The sequence below is a fragment of the Micromonospora lutea genome (assembly GCF_016863535.1).
GTDB lineage: Bacteria > Actinomycetota > Actinomycetes > Mycobacteriales > Micromonosporaceae > Micromonospora > Micromonospora lutea.
The window spans coordinates 76,613-92,600 of sequence record NZ_BOPB01000005.1 but is presented as its reverse complement, the minus strand read 5'-3'; the positions used below and the strand labels follow the sequence as shown (position 1 = coordinate 92,600).

Here is a 15,988-nt window from a genome sequence, read left to right as displayed (position 1 = left end):
ACGCCCGTCCTTTATCTGTCATCAGCGGGGTGAGCGTTCATGCCCAAGCGGGTAACCACCGAACCCGGACAGGACCGAGGGCCGGCGATTCTCGCCCCGGCCCGGTTCGGCGGCTATCCCGGACCGCTGCGCAGACCGCTGCCGGGCGGCAAGCTGGTCAGGTTCCTGGCCACCACCGACCACAAGCAGATCGGTCTGCTCTACCTGCTGACCTCGTTCGGCTTCTTCCTGCTGGCCGGGATCGAGGCCATGCTGATCCGTGCCGAGCTCGCCCGGCCGGGTCTGCAGTTGCTCTCCGCAGAGCAGTACAACCAGCTCTTCACCTCGCACGGCGCGGTGATGCTGCTGCTGTTCGCCACTCCGGCGGCGTTCGGCTTCGCCAACTACATCGTGCCGATCCAGATCGGTGCCCCGGACGTGTCGTTCCCCCGACTCAACGCGTTGGCCTACTGGCTCTACCTGTTCGGCGGGTTGATGGTGGTCGGCGGGTTCCTGACTCCGCAGGGGTCGGCGGACTTCGGCTGGACCGCGTACACCCCACTGAGCACCAGCGAGCACTCCCCCGGCGTCGGCGCGAACATGTGGGTGATCGGGCTGGTGGTCTCCGGTCTGGGCACCATCCTCGGCGCGGTGAACCTGATCACCACGATCCTGACCCTGCGCGCGCCGGGCATGACCATGTTCCGGATGCCGATCTTCACCTGGAACATGCTGTTCACCAGCGTGCTGGTGATCCTGGTCTTCCCGCTGCTCGCCGCGGCGCTGCTGGCGCTGAGCGCCGACCGGCTGCTCGACGCGCAGGTGTTCAACCCCGACACCGGTGGACCGATGCTCTGGCAGCACCTGTTCTGGTTCTTCGGTCACCCCGAGGTCTACATCATCGCGCTGCCGTTCTTCGGCATCATCACCGAGGTCATCCCGGTCTTCTCCCGCAAGCCGATCTTCGGCTACACCGGACTGGTGCTGGCCACCGTCGCGATCACCGTGCTGTCGATGACGGTGTGGGCGCACCACATGTTCACCACCGGCCAGGTGCTGCTGCCGTTCTTCAGCATCCTCAGCTATCTGATCGCGGTGCCCACCGGGGTGAAGTTCTTCAACTGGATCGGCACCATGTGGAAGGGGCAGCTCACCTTCGAGACGCCGATGCTGTTCTCCATCGGCTTCCTGGTGACCTTCCTGTTCGGTGGGCTCACCGGCGTGCTGCTGGCCAGTCCGCCGGCCGACTGGCACACCCACGACACCTATTTCGTGGTGGCCCATTTCCACTACGTGGTTTTCGGCACGGTGGTCTTCGCGCTCTTCGCCGGCTTCTACTTCTGGTGGCCGAAGATGACCGGGCGACTGCTCGACGAGCGGCTCGGCAAGCTGCACTTCTGGACCATGTTCATCGGCTTCCACGGCACCTTCCTGGTGCACCACTGGCTGGGCAACGAGGGCATGCCCCGGCGGTACGCCGACTACCTGCCCACCGATGGGTTCACCACGCTGAACATGGTCTCCAGCATCTTCGCCTTCGTGCTGGGCGCGTCCACCCTGTTCTTCATGTGGAACGCCTGGAAGTCCTGGCGTTACGGGGCCGAGGTGACCGTGGACGACCCCTGGGGCTTCGGCAACTCCCTGGAGTGGGCCACCACCTGCCCGCCGCCGCTGCGCAACTTCGACCGGATGCCCCGGATCCGCTCGGAGCGCCCCGCGTTCGACGCCAAGTACGGCGAACTCGTCTCCGACCTGGGCCGCGACCTTCCACAGCGGACCACCCGGCCGCCCCAGGAGTTCCGCGACGAGATCCACCGCGAGGTGCACGCTCCGGAGTCGCCGAGCGCCGAGGGCGCGCACGGCGCGCGGGAGGCGGTCGCGTACCAGCCGGCGCCGCAGTCCGGTGCCCGGCCGGTGGAGGTGCCGGAGCCGGAGGACGTACGCCGGCCCAGCTTCGAGGAGACCGACGAACCGGAGGGGAACCCGCTCGGCGCGCAACGCGACCCGCAGCCCAATGACCGGTGGCGGCATCCGCGTGGGCCTGGGGACACTCCGGAGAACTGACGACGGGGTACGGGTCGGGGCGACACCTACCGGTGCCGCCCCGATGCCGTGGTCAGCGGCTGCGCACCGCAGCCGCGGTACGCGACTGGTTGGTCGCCTCGGACTCGGCGGGACCGTTCTGCCAGGGTGGCGGCGCGTCGGCGAGCATTGCCTGACGTAGCCAGGTCAGCGCCCTCGACAGCAACCGGGACACGTGCATCTGGGAGATGCCGAACCGGGCGGCGATCTCGGCCTGGGTCTGATTGCCGTAGAACCGCATGGCCAGGATCCGCCGCTCCCGCCAGGGCAGCCGGTGCAGCAGACCACTGACGGTCACCCGGTCGTCGACCGACTCCAGCGCGATGTCCGACTCGCCGACCAGGTCGCCGAACTCCGCCGAACTCTCCCCGCCGACCGGCGCGTTGAGCGACGCCGGGCTGTAGCCGGCGGCCGACTCCAACGCGGCGAGGATCTCCTCCTCCGGCGTCTCCAGTCGTTTGGACAGCTCGGCCACCGTGGGTGCCCGGGACAGCTCGCTGGTCAGCGCCGCCGTCGCCTGTCCCACCTCCAGGATCAGGTCGCGTAGCCGGCGGGGCACGTGCACACCCCAGGTGCGATCCCGGAAATGCCGCTTGATCTCGCCCACGATGGTGATTGCCGCGTACGCGGTGAACGAGCCGCGTTCCGGGTCGTACCGGTCGACCGCGTTGACCAGCCCCAGACGGGCCACCTGCTCCAGATCCTCCAGTGGTTCCCCGCGTCCCCGGTAGCGGCGGGCCAACCGGCCGGCGAACGGCAACGCGAACCGAACCAGGTCGTCGCGTGCCTCCTGGCGACGCTCCGGCGGCAGTCCTTCGATGCGCGCCGCGTACGCCAGCGCCGCGGCGTCAAGGTCCTCCAGCCCCCGATCGGTGGGTGGAGGTGTGGTTGTGGTGGTCTGTCCGAACATCCGCGCTCCCTCGGGAAGGACCCCGCCCGGATTCACCGACACCGGGCACGCGCGTAGGCACGCACGGGCCTGTAAGTGGGTTACGTACTGGGATGCCAGCGGGCGGACGGCGCCGCGCCACGCAAGGTGATCAGCCTGTCGCAGCCGGCGGTGTTCCCGCTCCGTAGGTACTCAATCACGGGTTCCCGGGTTCGCGAGGATGTTTCGTCAGCCTGGTCTCAACAGATCAGCAGGCCGTGGTGGCCGCCGCCGTCGCGCAGTGCGGCAATGGCCTCGGAGATCCCGAGTGGCGCCGGGTTGGGCAGGTCGTAGGGCTGGGCGCGGAGCACCTCGGTGGCCCGTCGGGTGGGTACCGAGGTGACCGGGTAGCCGCGCGCCGAGGTACGGTCCAGGGCCCGACGCCGTCGGCCGAAACCGGCGACCGCCAGCCACTGCGGCAGGCCGGCCAGCGCTGGTGAGCGTACGCCCGGCGGCTCGGGCAGCACGTCGACCGAGGTGAACGACTCGCTGCCGGCCAGCCACCACTCCACCTGCTCGACGCTGCGCCGGGTGGCGTTCTCGCACCAGTACGGCACCAGCCCGGCCCGGAGCACCTGCCAGGGGTCGAGCAGTCGGCCGCACTCGACCACCAGCCGGTCACCGGTCTTGCCGGCCCCCCGCAGCCAACGCCGGTACAGGTCGGCGGTGGCCGCGCTGAGCGCCGCTGGCGTGGGTACCAGGATGCGGTGCAACGGATGACCGTGCCGGGCGGTCCAGTCCCGTACGCCCTGGTCGAAACCGGACTCCACGCCGTGCTCGGCGGCGGCGGGCGGCGCGGAGATCTCCGGTGGGTCCCAGCGGGCGCTGTCGCCGCCGGCCGAGCGCAGTACCTGGCGCAGCGCGTGGCTGTCGGGATGGAAGTCCACCGGGCTCAGGCCGCTGGCCGGGCAGCCCAGTTGGAAGCTGTGACCGTCGGCGGCGTCGACCACCGGCCAGGTCCGGGTGTCCCGCAGCACCAACACCGGAGCGCCGGGTGCCAGCCGGTCGGCCAGGAAGCTGCGGTACGCCGCCGGCAGCGCCTGCCAGCGGCCGGTCAGGGCCACGGTCGCCCCGGCCAGCGCGCCCCGGCTGGCCGGGCAGTGCACCTGCCGCAGGTGCAGGTCGGGGTTGCCGGCCAGCAGCCGTCCGGCGAGCGCCGCGCCGTGGTCCAGGGCGGCGCGGGGCCGGTCCACCGCGCCCTGCGGCCAGTGCGCGACCATCTCGAAGCCGGCGGGCAGCCAGGGCATGCCGAGCGCCACCGCCAGGTGTGCGACGCCGCCGTGCGGGGAGCCCAGCAGCACGCCGGGATACCGGCGACGCGGGTACTGATCGGCGAACCACCGGGCGACGCGCCCCGCGTCGACCTCGGCGGCCTGCCCGGCGGTGAGCGCGATCCGGCCGACCGAGCGGATCGCGGCGGCCCGCCGTACCGGGTCGGGCGTGCCGGCGAACCGGGACACCGGCCCGGCGTGTCCGAGGTCGGCGCAGTCGTTGCCGCGTAGGGCGCGGGCGGTGGCCGCGACCAGCGTCCGGGTGGTGCTGTCGGCGGCGACGACGCGGTCACCGGCCATGCCGGCGCCGGCCGCCGTCAGTCCCGGGCGCACCGTGCGCACCGGCTCCACCTTGCCTCGATCGCTCACCACGCGGCCCGGCTTCCCGCCACGATGCGGGTTAAACAGGGCATCCCTCCACCGAGCGGCACTAATCAGCGGATCTTGTGCGTTCCCGACAAGACCGACCAGCCCGCCATCGCCGGACCACCACTGCCAGCCAGCAACACACGGGATGTTGCTGCCTCCGGCGGCGGCGAGGCCGCAGGGTCCCCGATGTTGTCGCAGGAGTGGCGGATCAGCGCGTCCGTCAGCACCTCCAGCACGGACGGCCGGTCGGCGTTCAGCACCTCGTCCCATGCCGCGCCGACCAGCTCCGGCCGATCGACGCGGACCCCGTGCAGGCCGAGCAGCCGAGCCCAGCCGGCGTAGGGGACGTCGTCGGTGACGGACCGGGCCGGGTCCGGGTGCCGGGGATGACCGGAGCGGCTGTTGCAGACCAGCACCACCAGGCGCGGGTCAGGCCACACCGATCGCCGCCGGGCGACGGTGACCAGCTCCGCCAGGCCCTGCGCGCGCATCCCGTCGTCGGCGACCAGGGCGACCACCGGCCGATCGGGCGCGGCCAGCTTCACGGCGACGGCGTACGGCAACGCGCCACCGGGCAGCCCGGCCGGACCCACGACGGCGACCGCGCAGGGTACCCCCGGGGTGTGCCTGAGGCCGGTCGTCGGCAGGGTGCCGTCGATGACCACCGTCGCGGTCGGCGGCAACCGGGTGGACAACTCGTCGAGCACGAGCCGCGCGGCGAACCCCGGGGACCCGACCCGCACCCGGTCGTCCGCCGGCCGGTACGGCAACACGAGGCCCACCGGACCGCCGCGCGAGGCGGCGCGCAGCGCCTCGTCCATCAACTTCGGCACCCGCGCCGGGTCGGCGGCGTACCGGACGCCGTGGCACACCTCGGTGAGCAGGCGCGTCGTGACACCCACCTCGTGGTCCGGTACCGGGCCAGGCTCGGCGACGAGGGCGAGCACCGGCGACCCGGCGCGGCGGGCGGCGTCGAGCCCGGCGAGCAGGCCCGCGGCGGCCACCCCGCCGGCCGCCAGGCAGACGCCCGGCTCGTCGGTGAACCGGGCGTGCCCGGCCGCCATGACCGCAGCGCTCTCCGCGTCGCGGGTGGGCACGAACTCCGGGTCGCCCCCGGTGGCGCCGAGCGCCTCGACCAGCGACGCGACCGGTTCCTCCGGATGACCGAAGACCCGGGGAATCCGCCCGGTCGACAGCCGGGCGACCACCGCGTCAGCGACGCTCGGGTCAGGCACCGCCCCGGCCCGGAGTGACCGGGTCGACGTAGCGCAACACCGCGCCCACCCCGTCCATGAGCTGCGGTGCCTCGTCCGGACCGAGCACGGTCAACTCGGCGTCGGTGCCCACCAGGGCACGCACCAGCGCCGCGTCGGCCCGGACCCGCTCGGGTTCGGCGACCGTGGCCAGCTGGCCCGGCTCGGTGGCGATGTCGGTGGCCGCCGGACCGATCCACAGTTGGCCGTCCGCCGACGGGTCGTCGACGATCAGCATCGTGTCGACCTGGTTGCGCTGCAACGCGGCCACCACGGCGTCGAGGCCGGCGCCGACGTCCTCCTGCGTGCCGAAGCGGTCCAGGGTCGCGTTGACCCGCTGGTCGGCCACCTCGGCGATGGTCTGCACGGTCAGGTCGTCCAGCAGGGTCTGGTCGGCGCCATCGGCCCGCGAGCCGGCGTCGGTGCGCACCACCATGTCCTGCCAGCGGACCGGCATCTGCGCGGCGATCATGCCGGTGGCGCGGACGTCACCGGCAACCACCACCACCTCGGCACCGACCCGCTCGGCCAGTTCGACCGTCGCGGCGGTGACGTCACCGGCGTTGTGATGCCACGCCTCCATCGCCGCCCGTTGGTAGCGCGACTGGGACCAGCCGCCGGGCTGGACCCGGCGCAGCGGGTAGCTCTCCCGGCCGGCCACGTGTGCCCGGCGCGGCACTCCGCCGGCGCTGACCGACATCGCGTCGGCACCGGTCCGGTCGGCCAGCACCCGGACCCACGCCACCTGCTCACCCCGTTGGGCCAGCAGTGGCATCACGTGCGGCAACGGGTCGAAGGCGGCCAGGTCCCGACGCGGCGGGGCGGACAGGTACTCGGAGAGCACCACCTCTCCCTGGGTGCCGAACACGGCCAGCCCGTAGTCGCCGGGCATCGGATCATGCCCCCGGACGACCCGGTCGATGGCGGCAAGCGTCGGCTCGTCCGCCCCCTGCTCGGCAAGTTGCTGTTGCAGGCCGCGCCAACGCAGATCGAGTGCCGCGTGCGCGTCCTCGGTGTCCAGGGAAGCGTCCAGGTAGACCGAGCACCACGGGCCTGGACGCTGGTACAGCGGGCGCAGGAAGGACAGCTGCATGCTCGACCCCTTTCCAGCTCGGCCCACCGCTTACCCGCGTCGCCGTCCTTGTCACCTGCCGGCAACCGCGTGACCAGTTTTCATTCACGTCGTTCAACCCCGAGGATCGATACGATCCGTAGGCGTAGGCGGACTCTGGGTGGTGAAAATGGACGCGACATCGTATTCCCGGCGCAGCCTGCACCCCACCGGGCGCATCCTCACCGCGCAGATCGTGCGCCTGATGGACGGGTATCCCCGGGAGGTGCGGGTGGGGCAGCCGGTGCTGGTGGTGGTGCTGGCCGCGGCCGGGGTGGCCGGCCTGCTCGCCCGGCTGGTACGGGCCCTGCTCTCGGCCGGCTCCGGCACAGGCAGACGCAGCTTCAAGGAGCTGAAGAAGGGCCCCGAGTACCTGGTCACCCCGGTTCGCCTGCGGGACGCCGACGGCCGGCTCTACGAGGTGGAGTTGCACGGGCACCTGCCGCAGAGCGCCCTGCATCCGGCCGACCACGTCCAACTGACGCTGCGCGATCAGGGCGATCCCGACCTGGCCCCCAAGATCGAACGGATCGTCAATCTCACCACGGGGCAGTTGCTCCGGCCGCGTACGGCCACCATGTGGTCGCACCTGGGGCCACCGCTACTGCTCCAGGCGATGCTGGGCGTCCTGGTCATCGCCACGGTGGCCGCCTGCACGGCAGTGACCTGAGGCGGGCGGCCTCAGCCGACGGGAGCGGGCTCCGGGGCCGACTCGGTGACGTCGAGCATGCCCCGCCGCCGCGCCCAACGCTCGAAGACGACCGTGGCGAACGGCGGCACCGCACAGGCCAGCGCCACCCCCGTGGCCAGCAGGCTCCACCGGTGCACCCGCGCCACCGCCAGGACCAGCACGCCGTACGCGACGAAGAGGGCACCGTGGATCGGGCCGAAGACCTGCACGCCCAGCTCGTTGCCGGGCGGGCCGTACTTGACCACCATCCCGGCCAGCAGGCCAGCCCAGGAGAACGCCTCCGCGATCGCCGCCACCACGAACAGTCTGGTCACCTTGTCACGCACGACGGCCATGCTACGGACCACTCGACCGGTCCCGACCTCCGCAGGGGTGGCATGGACGTGAGACGTTCGGGGTACCAGCGGTGACAGGGTGGTGACCAATGGGCGAAGAAGTCGGCGTACAGACCTTCAGCCGCCAGGATCGAGTTCGCTACCGGGACAAGGTGCGCCGCTGTCTCGACGTCTTCGCCGAGATGCTGCGCGAGTCCCGGTTCGACGTCGACCGGCCGATGACCGGGTTGGAGATCGAGCTCAACCTGGTCGACGCCGAATCGATGCCGGCGATGCGCAACTCGGACGTGTTACGCGCGGTGGCCGACCCGAGCTTCCAGACGGAGCTGGGCCAGTTCAACGTCGAGATCAACGTCGCACCACGGCGACTGGCCGGCACCGGCACCGCCGAGTTCGAGGAACACGTACGCGCCAGCCTGAACGCGGCCGACCGGCAGGCTCGCACGGTCGGCGCGCACCTGGTGATGATCGGCATCCTGCCCACCGTGCGGCCGGAGCACCTGACCGCCGCCACCCTGTCGGCCAATCCGCGGTACGCGCTGCTCAACGAGCAGATCTTCGCGGCTCGCGGCGAGGACCTGCGGATCGCCATCAACGGAGTGGAACGGCTGGCGGTCACCGCTGACACGATCACGCCGGAGGCGGCGTGCACCAGCACCCAGTTCCACCTTCAGGTCAGCCCCGGCCAGTTCGCCGACTACTGGAACGCCGCCCAGGCCATCGCCGGAGTCCAGGTGGCGCTCGGCGCGAACTCTCCGCTGTTCTTCGGCCGTGAGCTGTGGCGCGAGACCCGGGTTCCACTGTTCCAGCAGGCCACCGACACCCGGGCGGAGGAGATCAAAACCCAGGGCGTACGCCCCCGGGTCTGGTTCGGGGAACGCTGGATCACCTCCGTGTTCGACCTGTTCGAGGAGAACGTTCGGTTCTTCCCGGCGTTGCTGCCGGTCTGTGATCCGGAGGACCCGTCCGAGACGCTCGCTGCCGGCGGCGTACCGAACCTGGCCGAGTTGCGGCTGCACAACGGCACCGTCTACCGGTGGAACCGGCCGGTCTACGACGTGCTGCGGGGTCGGCCGCACCTGCGGGTGGAGAACCGGGTCCTGCCGGCCGGCCCGACCGTGCTGGACACCGTAGCCAACGGAGCGTTCTACTTCGGGCTGGTCCGGGCGCTCGCCGAGGCCGACCGGCCACTGTGGTCACAGATGTCGTTCAGTGCCGCCGAGGAGAATTTCAACACCTGCGCCCGACACGGCATCGACGCCCAGGTCTTCTGGCCCGGTCTGGGCTATCTGCCGGTGACCGAGTTGGTGCTGCGCCGCCTGCTGCCCCTGGCCCACCATGGTCTGGACCGTTGGGGTGTCGAGCCGGACGAGCGAGACCGGCTGCTCGGCATCATCGAGCAGCGCTGCCTCACCGGCCGCAACGGCGCCAGTTGGCAGGTGGCGACCCTGCACCGGTTGGAGTCGACCGACCAGTTGGAGCGCCCGGACGCCCTCCGCGAGGTGGTCCGACACTACGTGGAGCTGATGCACAGCAACCGACCGGTCCACGAGTGGCCGATCCCCTGACCACCTCCCGACACTACGGGTGACCGCGCCGTCACGGCCGTTACCGTGAGTGAGTTTCGTCCGCCAGGGGGAGAGGACCCGCTGATGCCGCGGTCACCACGTCTCGCCGTCCCACTCACCGTCGCTCTACTCGCCGTCAGCCTGCCGCTGCCCGCCGCAGCGAGCCCTGGGCTCGCGCGGCCCGACGCCGCCCCGGCGGTCGCGTCCACGTTCGCCACCGGGTCCCACCGACCGACGGCGGCCGGGCGAACCACCGCCACCTCCCTCGGCCAGGTGCAAACCACCCTGCGGGACGCGGCCACCGGCGCCGCCGCGCGGGGCTGCGTGTCCCTGGTCCCGGTCGACCGCGACCGGCTCACCATCGTGAGCCTCGGCGAGGAACAGGCCGGTCGACACGCCGGCTGCACCGGCGTCGACGGCGGGGCCCTGGTCGCTGCCGACGTGCCACCCGGCCGCTACCGTCTGTTGGCTCGCCCCTACGACAAGCTGCGGCACGGCCTGCAGTGGGTCGGTCGGCACGGCGGCACCGGGCAGCGGGAGCACGGGGTGACCATCCAGGTCCGGCCGGGCCGGACGGTCACCGCCCCGACGGTCCGGTTCGACCCGCCGGGCACGGTCACCGGCCGGGTCACCCGCGCGGCGGACGGCACTCCGGTCTCCGCCGGATACGTGCTGCCGCTGCCGGTCGTCCCGCATCCGAAGTACGGCGACCACGGCCCGATGACCGACGACGACGGCCGCTACACGCTCAACGGCCTCGGGCCGTACCACTGGCCGTTGTACTTCACCGGCTACGGGCTGGCCAGCCAGTGGTCCGGCGGGACGACCGACCGCACGCAGGCCCGCACCGTACGGGTCCGGGCCGGCGCCACCGTCACCGCCGACCAGAGACTGGTAGCGGGCAGCGTGGTCAGCGGGACCATCGCCGTCGCCGAACTGCCCAACTACTCCCAGGTGATCGCCTTCCACGCGCGCACCGGTGACGTGGTGGGGACGGTCGACGTGGGTGCCGACTACACCCTGCGGCTGCTGCCTGGGCAGCGGGTGCTGCTGCGCTGCGACTGCGCGTACGCGCCGAGTCGCTGGTTCCCCAACGCGGCGGAGGTGGCCGGGGCGCGGCCGGTGCGGGTCGGGCCCGCCCCGGTCACCGCGAGCTTCGACCTGACCGGTCCCGCCACCGCGTCGACCCGCTGACGAGCATCCGGAGCCGACCACCGGTCGACCCGGTGGCCGGCGGTCAGCCCCGGCGCAACGCGTCGAGGGTGAGTTCGGCGGCCCGGGCGAGCAGGGCGTCGTCGCTGTCGGCGTCGGGCCGGTCCCGGCTGGAGAGCACGGCCAACACGATCGGCGCCCGATCCGGCGGCCAGACGACCGTGATGTCGTTGCGCGTCCCGTAATCGGCCGTGCCGGTCTTGTCACCCACCTCCCAGCCGTCCGGCGCTCCGGCCCGGATCGTCGTGTCGCCGGTGGTGTTGCGCTTGAGCCAGTCGACCAGCACGGCCCGGTCCCCCGCCCAGAGGGCGTCCAGAGCGGAGATGTAAAACTTTCTAGACACGGTGTCAAAAAATCCTTACTCTGGTCGTGTCAATGATTCTTTACATCGAGGAGCCGGGTGATGACACACCAGGAGAAGCGGGCCTGGATCATGCTGGTGGTCAGCGCGGTCGCCTACGCCGTCTACGTGACCGTGGTTCTGAGCCGGGTCGACGACGGGCGGCTGACCTCCACGCCGTACGCCGCCGCTCTGCTCTGGACGATCGGCGGCGCCATCGCCGCCAGCATCGTCGTCGAGATCGCGATGGGCGTCGCGAACCCCCGCGCCTCGCGGGTCAGCGACGACCGCGACCGGGAGATCGGCCGGCTCGGCGACCACGTCGGGCAGGCGTTCGTGGGGATCGGGGCGGTGTCGGCGATGCTGATGGCCCTGGCGCAGTGGCACTGGTTCTGGATCGCCAACGTGATCTACCTCTGCTTCGTGCTGTCCGCGGTGATCGGTTCACTGGCGAAGGTGATCGTCTATCGGCGGGGCGTGCCGCAGTGGTGAAGCCGACCCGCGTCACGAACACCATCCGGGCGCTGCGGTTCGCCCGCGACGAGATGACCCAGGCAGAGCTGGCCGAGCGGCTCGGCGTGACCCGACAGACCGTGATCGCGATCGAGCAGGGCCGCTACTCCCCCTCGCTGGAGATGGCCTTCCGGATCGCCAACGTGCTCGGCGTACGACTCGACGACGTGTTCCAGTACCCCGAGGAGGAATCGTGAAGGCGATCGTGTACGACCACTACGGCCCGCCGTCCGCGCTCCGGCTCCGGGACATCGACCGCCCCGCCGTCGGCGACCACGAGGTGCTGGTGCGGGTCCATGCCGCCGGTGTCGACCCGGGAGTGTTGATCTTCCTTGCCGGGCGTCCCTACCTGGTACGGCTCGCCGCCGGACTGCGCCGGCCCCGGGTGCCGGTACTCGGCCGCGACGTGGCCGGCGTGGTGGCCGAGGTCGGTGCCCGGGTCACCCGCTTCCGCCCCGGCGACGAGGTGTACGGCACCTCGCTAAGGGGGTCGTACGCCGAGTTCACCGCCACCCACGAACGGCGGCTGGCGCGTAAGCCGGCGAACCTGACCTTCGCGCAGGCCGCCGCCGTGCCGGTCTCCGGGATGACGGCCCTGCGCGCGGTCCGTGACACCGGCCGGGTGCGTCCCGGTCACCGGGTGCTGGTCATCGGCGCGGCGGGCGGGGTCGGGTCCCAGGCCGTCCAGGTCGCCAAGGCGTACGGGGCGACCGTCACCGGTGTCTGCTCCCCCGCGGCGATCGACTTCGTCCGCTCCCTCGGTGCGGATGACGTGCTCGACTACACCCGTGAGGAGGTCGACCGGGACGGCCCGGTGTACGACGTGGTCATCGACACCGGCGGCAACCGCCCGTTGTCGCTGCTGCGACGTGCGCTGACCTCGCGCGGGACGCTGGCACTGGTCGGTGGCGACTGGACCAGGGGTGGGGCGTTGCTCGGCGGGTACGGCCGGCAGATCTTCGGGGCGCCGCTGTTGTCGACGGTCGTCGGCCATCGGCTGCGTTCCGTCAGTGCCCAGGAGCGCACCGAGGATCTCGACACGTTGGGCGACCTGGTCGGGTCCGGCGCGCTCACCCCGCCGATCGACCGCAGCTATCCGCTCGCGGAGACGGCCGACGCGCTGCGCCACTTCACCGACGGCCACCCCGCCGGCAAGATCGTCATCACCGTCGACTCGCACGACCGGTGATCCGACGGCCCGGTGGGTCGAATCAGACCCGGACGGTCCCGCCCGCCTCCAACGGGCGGGACCGAACCGGGCTCAGGAGGAGGGCACGTAGAGCATGCGCCCGGTGGTGTCGGGTCGGGTCTCGGTGACCACGCCCGGGGTCGCGTCGGCCAGCACCTGGGCGTGCACCTGGGCGGGGGTCCAGGTCGGGTTCTCGGCGAGAATCAGCGCGGCGGCACCGGCCACGTGCGGCGCGGCCATCGACGTGCCGGTCCGCGTCGTCACGGCGGTGTCGCTGCTGTGACTGGCGGAGACGATGCTCTGCCCGGGAGCGAACAGGTCCACGCACGGGCCGTGGTTGCTCAGCCAGGCGGCGCCGTCGTCCGACCAGGTCGAACCGACGGTCAGCACCGCCGGAATGAAGGCGGGCGTCTTCGAGCAGGCGTCGCCGGCGTCGTTGCCGGCCGAGGCGACCACGGTCACCCCCGAGTTGATCAAACCGATCGTGGCGGCCTCGTAGGCACCGGGGCTCAGCGAGGTGGACCGACCGAAGCTCATGTTGGCCACCGCCGGCTGCTGCGCGTTGGCGGTGACCCAGTCGATGGCCTGGGTGGTCGCGGCGATGTCACCGGTGGCGTCACACGCCCACACCCGCACCGCGACCAGAGTGACCTCCTTGGCCACCCCGTGGGTCTCGCCGCCGAGCGTGCCGGCAACGTGGCTGCCGTGCCCGTAGCAGTCGTCGGCGGTCCCGCCGTCGATCACGTCGATGCCGTTGAGGATCCGGCCGCTGAAGTCCTGGTGGGTGAGGCGGATGCCGGAATCGATGACGTAGGCGTGCACACCCTGGCCGGCCGAGGAGGGGTAGCTGAACGAGTTGTCCAGCGGCAGGTTGCGCTGATCGACCCGGTCGAGCCCCCACGACGGCGGGTTCGGCTGCGTGCCCAACGGCGCGGCGAGCGGCGCAGTCAGCGGCGTGGTGTCGGCCAGCCGCACCCGGCGGTTCTGCTCGACGAAGGCCACGGACGGCTCGGCGGCGATCCGCCGGGCCGCCGCCTCGCTGGCCTGGATGGTGAAGCCACGCAGAGCGGCCGCGTAGCGGTACCCGATCGTCCCGCCGTGCCGGTCGACCAGGGTCCGCGCCGTCCGCTCCACCGCGTCTCCGGCGGCTCGACGCGCCGATGCGGACATGGCACCGCCCGGTAGTCGACCGTCGCGCGCCAACACGCCGCTGTCCTTGAGCACGACGCTGTCCTTCAGCACCACGATGTAGCTGCCCGGCAACGCGCTCGACGCACCGGCTCCGACGATCGTGGCGGATTCCGTCGCCGCCGCCGGTGCGCCGGCCCCGACCAGCGACCCCGTCGCGACCGCACCTGCCAGCATCGTCGCGGCGATCCGGCGTGAGATGTGCTGCCTGTGCGAATTGACCTGCGGTAAGCGCATCTGCTGCCCTTCCGACCGACCCCCGTGGCGGTCCCCGCTGTCCCGCACGTCGACGGGGCCATCGATCGAAACCGATACTATCCGTCGGCAACCCGGCCCACCGACCCCGACGGGATGATGACGATCACTCGCTCCCCGCCAAGGAGATCGGCAAACTTTGATAGGATCCGCCACTTCCGACCACAGTGGAATGGGGAGGATCATCAATGCAGCTGGGACGACGAATCGTCCGCGTGTCAATCGCCTCCGCCGTGCTGGCCGCCGCAGTCTTCACCGCGCAGACCCAGGCAGCCGGTGCCAGCGACACCGCCGAGGTGCCGGCGGACGCCCTGGTCGCGGACGCCGAGAGCCGCACCAGCGCACAGCAGGCCCTGGCCAGCGTCGACCGGGCCGCCGCGCCGAAGCTGGCCGGTGACGAGGACGAGCAGCTCCTGCGGGCCACCAGCGGGATCACCGGCTTCGCCGGCATCTGGCAGGACGACAGCCCGACCGGGCCGGTGACCACGATCGCGGTCGCCGCCACCGGCACCCGGGCGGCGAAGGTGGCCGACGACGTACAGGCCGCGCTGCGCCGGCAACCGGCCGAAGCGGTGGCCCTCAACGCCGGCGCGAAGGCGCTCACCAGGGGCGACACGACCGTGCGCACGGTCGAGGTCACGTACGCCTTCGCGCAGCTCAAGCAGTGGCAGAACGCGATGGACGAACTGTTCGCAACCGGGTCGGCGACCTTCACCGACGCCGATGAGCGCCACAACAGCGTCACCGTCGGCGTCAGCGGCCCGGCGGCGCGGGCCGCCGTCGTCCGGCACGCCGCGAAGGCCGGCATCCCGCGTGACGCGCTGAACATCGTCGAGGCCACCTTCGGCCGCTCGCTGCGCGACGACCACCGGCCGGTGACCGGCGGCCAGCAGATCTCGTACGCCATTCCCGTGGTCGGGCCGATCGGCACCATCTTCCACACCGGCCAGTGCACCCTGGGGGTCACCGCCCGCCTGGTCAACACCAATCCGCAGCTGCCCGGCTACCTGACCAACTCGCACTGCTCGACCGACTACGCCCAGACCGACTACGTCTACCACTGGCAGCCCAGCATCCCCTGGGGTGCGCTGTGGAACACCGCCAACCGGATCGGTTACGAGGTGCTCGACCCGTCCCTCTACACCGGGGACCCGTACGGCTCCTCGGCGCTGGCCTGCCCGTCCGGCTACCAGTGCCGGCTCAGCGACGCGGCGTTCGGGGCGTTCGACGGCGACTACACCGGCACGGCGCGAGGCTGGATCGCCCGGCCCGCCAGCGCCGGCACCATCGAGTGGAACGGCTCCGACAAGTACCGCATCACCGCCACCGGCACGCCCAGCGGCGCGATCCGCGCGGTCGGGCGCACCTCCGGCATGACCACCGGCACGATCACCGGCAGTTGCGTGCGGATCGCCAACATCCAGGACATGCCGAACATCGCCCAGAACTGCCAGTACTTCGGTACGTACACGTCGCAGCCGGGCGACTCCGGCGGCCCGGTCTTCCAGCTCACCAACAGCCCGCTGGCCAACGACGTCACGTTCGTCGGGCTGAACTGGGGCTCCGGCACGGTCAACGGTCAGCCGATCGGCATCATCTCGTCGTGGCCGATGATGCAGGCCGACTTCTACCCGTACGACATCCGGGTCTGCGTCTCGGTCTACAGCTGCTGACGCTGCGGGCCGGCGGCGGTGTGCCGCCGGC

At 71.6% G+C, this 15,988-nt stretch carries 14 protein-coding genes and 1 pseudogene; 8 read left to right on the top strand and 7 right to left on the bottom strand.

The genetic code is table 11. The annotated features are described in order from the left end of the window. Nucleotides 1-39: 39 nt before the first annotated feature. Entirely contained in the window at nucleotides 40-2,043 is a 2,004-nt protein-coding gene (gene ctaD, locus Vlu01_RS05730) for an aa3-type cytochrome oxidase subunit I (RefSeq protein ID WP_203995084.1), read from the top strand. Nucleotides 2,044-2,095: 52 nt separating this feature from the next. Here the strand turns inward: ctaD and Vlu01_RS05725 are convergent, their stop codons facing one another. From Vlu01_RS05725 to Vlu01_RS05710, 4 genes are all read right to left on the bottom strand, one after another. After that, nucleotides 2,096-2,971 (bottom strand): SigB/SigF/SigG family RNA polymerase sigma factor, encoded by an 876-nt coding sequence (locus Vlu01_RS05725; RefSeq protein ID WP_203995082.1) that lies wholly within the window; start codon nucleotides 2,969-2,971, stop codon nucleotides 2,096-2,098. A gap of 218 nt (nucleotides 2,972-3,189) precedes the next feature. Further along, a complete protein-coding gene (locus Vlu01_RS05720) occupies nucleotides 3,190-4,560 on the bottom strand; it encodes a hypothetical protein (protein WP_203995414.1) in 1,371 nt (456 codons plus the stop codon). A 134-nt stretch (nucleotides 4,561-4,694) separates the two neighbouring features. Continuing rightward, a complete protein-coding gene (locus tag Vlu01_RS05715; protein WP_203995080.1) occupies nucleotides 4,695-5,864 on the bottom strand; it encodes a thiamine pyrophosphate-binding protein in 1,170 nt (389 codons plus the stop codon). Then, nucleotides 5,857-6,975 (bottom strand): baeRF2 domain-containing protein, encoded by a 1,119-nt coding sequence (locus Vlu01_RS05710; RefSeq protein ID WP_203995078.1) that lies wholly within the window; start codon nucleotides 6,973-6,975, stop codon nucleotides 5,857-5,859. Before Vlu01_RS05710 ends, Vlu01_RS05715 begins: the two co-directional genes overlap by 8 nt. A 148-nt stretch (nucleotides 6,976-7,123) precedes the next feature. On the opposite strand from Vlu01_RS05710, the gene Vlu01_RS05705 reads away from it, so the two are divergent. Then, nucleotides 7,124-7,663: a hypothetical protein gene (locus Vlu01_RS05705; protein WP_373307286.1), complete on the top strand. Its 540-nt coding sequence runs from the start codon at nucleotides 7,124-7,126 to the stop codon at nucleotides 7,661-7,663. A gap of 11 nt (nucleotides 7,664-7,674) precedes the next feature. On the opposite strand, the gene Vlu01_RS05700 is transcribed toward Vlu01_RS05705, so the two are convergent. Continuing rightward, nucleotides 7,675-8,019 (bottom strand): DUF3817 domain-containing protein, encoded by a 345-nt coding sequence (locus Vlu01_RS05700; protein ID WP_203995074.1) that lies wholly within the window; start codon nucleotides 8,017-8,019, stop codon nucleotides 7,675-7,677. Nucleotides 8,020-8,108: 89 nt separating this feature from the next. Here Vlu01_RS05700 and Vlu01_RS05695 point away from each other — a divergent pair, with 89 nt between their 5' ends. Further along, nucleotides 8,109-9,587, top strand: a complete 1,479-nt coding sequence (locus Vlu01_RS05695; RefSeq protein ID WP_203995072.1) for a glutamate-cysteine ligase family protein — start codon at nucleotides 8,109-8,111, stop codon at nucleotides 9,585-9,587. A gap of 84 nt (nucleotides 9,588-9,671) precedes the next feature. Then, nucleotides 9,672-10,781: a hypothetical protein gene (locus Vlu01_RS05690; RefSeq protein WP_203995070.1), complete on the top strand. Its 1,110-nt coding sequence runs from the start codon at nucleotides 9,672-9,674 to the stop codon at nucleotides 10,779-10,781. 43 nt (nucleotides 10,782-10,824) lie between these two features. Here Vlu01_RS05690 and Vlu01_RS05685 read toward each other — a convergent pair. Further along, nucleotides 10,825-11,082, bottom strand: a pseudogene (locus tag Vlu01_RS05685) (serine hydrolase); the annotation flags it as partial. Nucleotides 11,083-11,202: 120 nt separating this feature from the next. Here Vlu01_RS05685 and Vlu01_RS05680 point away from each other — a divergent pair. The 3 genes from Vlu01_RS05680 to Vlu01_RS05670 are packed head-to-tail and all read left to right on the top strand — an operon-like array spanning nucleotide 11,203 to nucleotide 12,841. Beyond that, nucleotides 11,203-11,631: a hypothetical protein gene (locus tag Vlu01_RS05680; RefSeq protein WP_203995066.1), complete on the top strand. Its 429-nt coding sequence runs from the start codon at nucleotides 11,203-11,205 to the stop codon at nucleotides 11,629-11,631. Beyond that, entirely contained in the window at nucleotides 11,625-11,849 is a 225-nt protein-coding gene (locus Vlu01_RS05675) for a helix-turn-helix transcriptional regulator (protein ID WP_203995064.1), read from the top strand. The genes Vlu01_RS05680 and Vlu01_RS05675 overlap by 7 nt, the downstream gene beginning before the upstream one ends. After that, nucleotides 11,846-12,841: an NAD(P)-dependent alcohol dehydrogenase gene (locus Vlu01_RS05670; protein ID WP_203995062.1), complete on the top strand. Its 996-nt coding sequence runs from the start codon at nucleotides 11,846-11,848 to the stop codon at nucleotides 12,839-12,841. The genes Vlu01_RS05675 and Vlu01_RS05670 overlap by 4 nt, the downstream gene beginning before the upstream one ends. 72 nt (nucleotides 12,842-12,913) lie before the next feature. Here Vlu01_RS05670 and Vlu01_RS05665 read toward each other — a convergent pair whose 3' ends face one another. Beyond that, nucleotides 12,914-14,206: a S8 family peptidase gene (locus tag Vlu01_RS05665; protein ID WP_239095715.1), complete on the bottom strand. Its 1,293-nt coding sequence runs from the start codon at nucleotides 14,204-14,206 to the stop codon at nucleotides 12,914-12,916. 266 nt (nucleotides 14,207-14,472) lie between these two features. Between Vlu01_RS05665 and Vlu01_RS05660 the strand changes: the two genes are divergently transcribed. Next, nucleotides 14,473-15,957 (top strand): chymotrypsin family serine protease, encoded by a 1,485-nt coding sequence (locus tag Vlu01_RS05660; protein WP_203995058.1) that lies wholly within the window; start codon nucleotides 14,473-14,475, stop codon nucleotides 15,955-15,957. The last annotated feature ends 31 nt before the right edge of the window (nucleotides 15,958-15,988 follow it).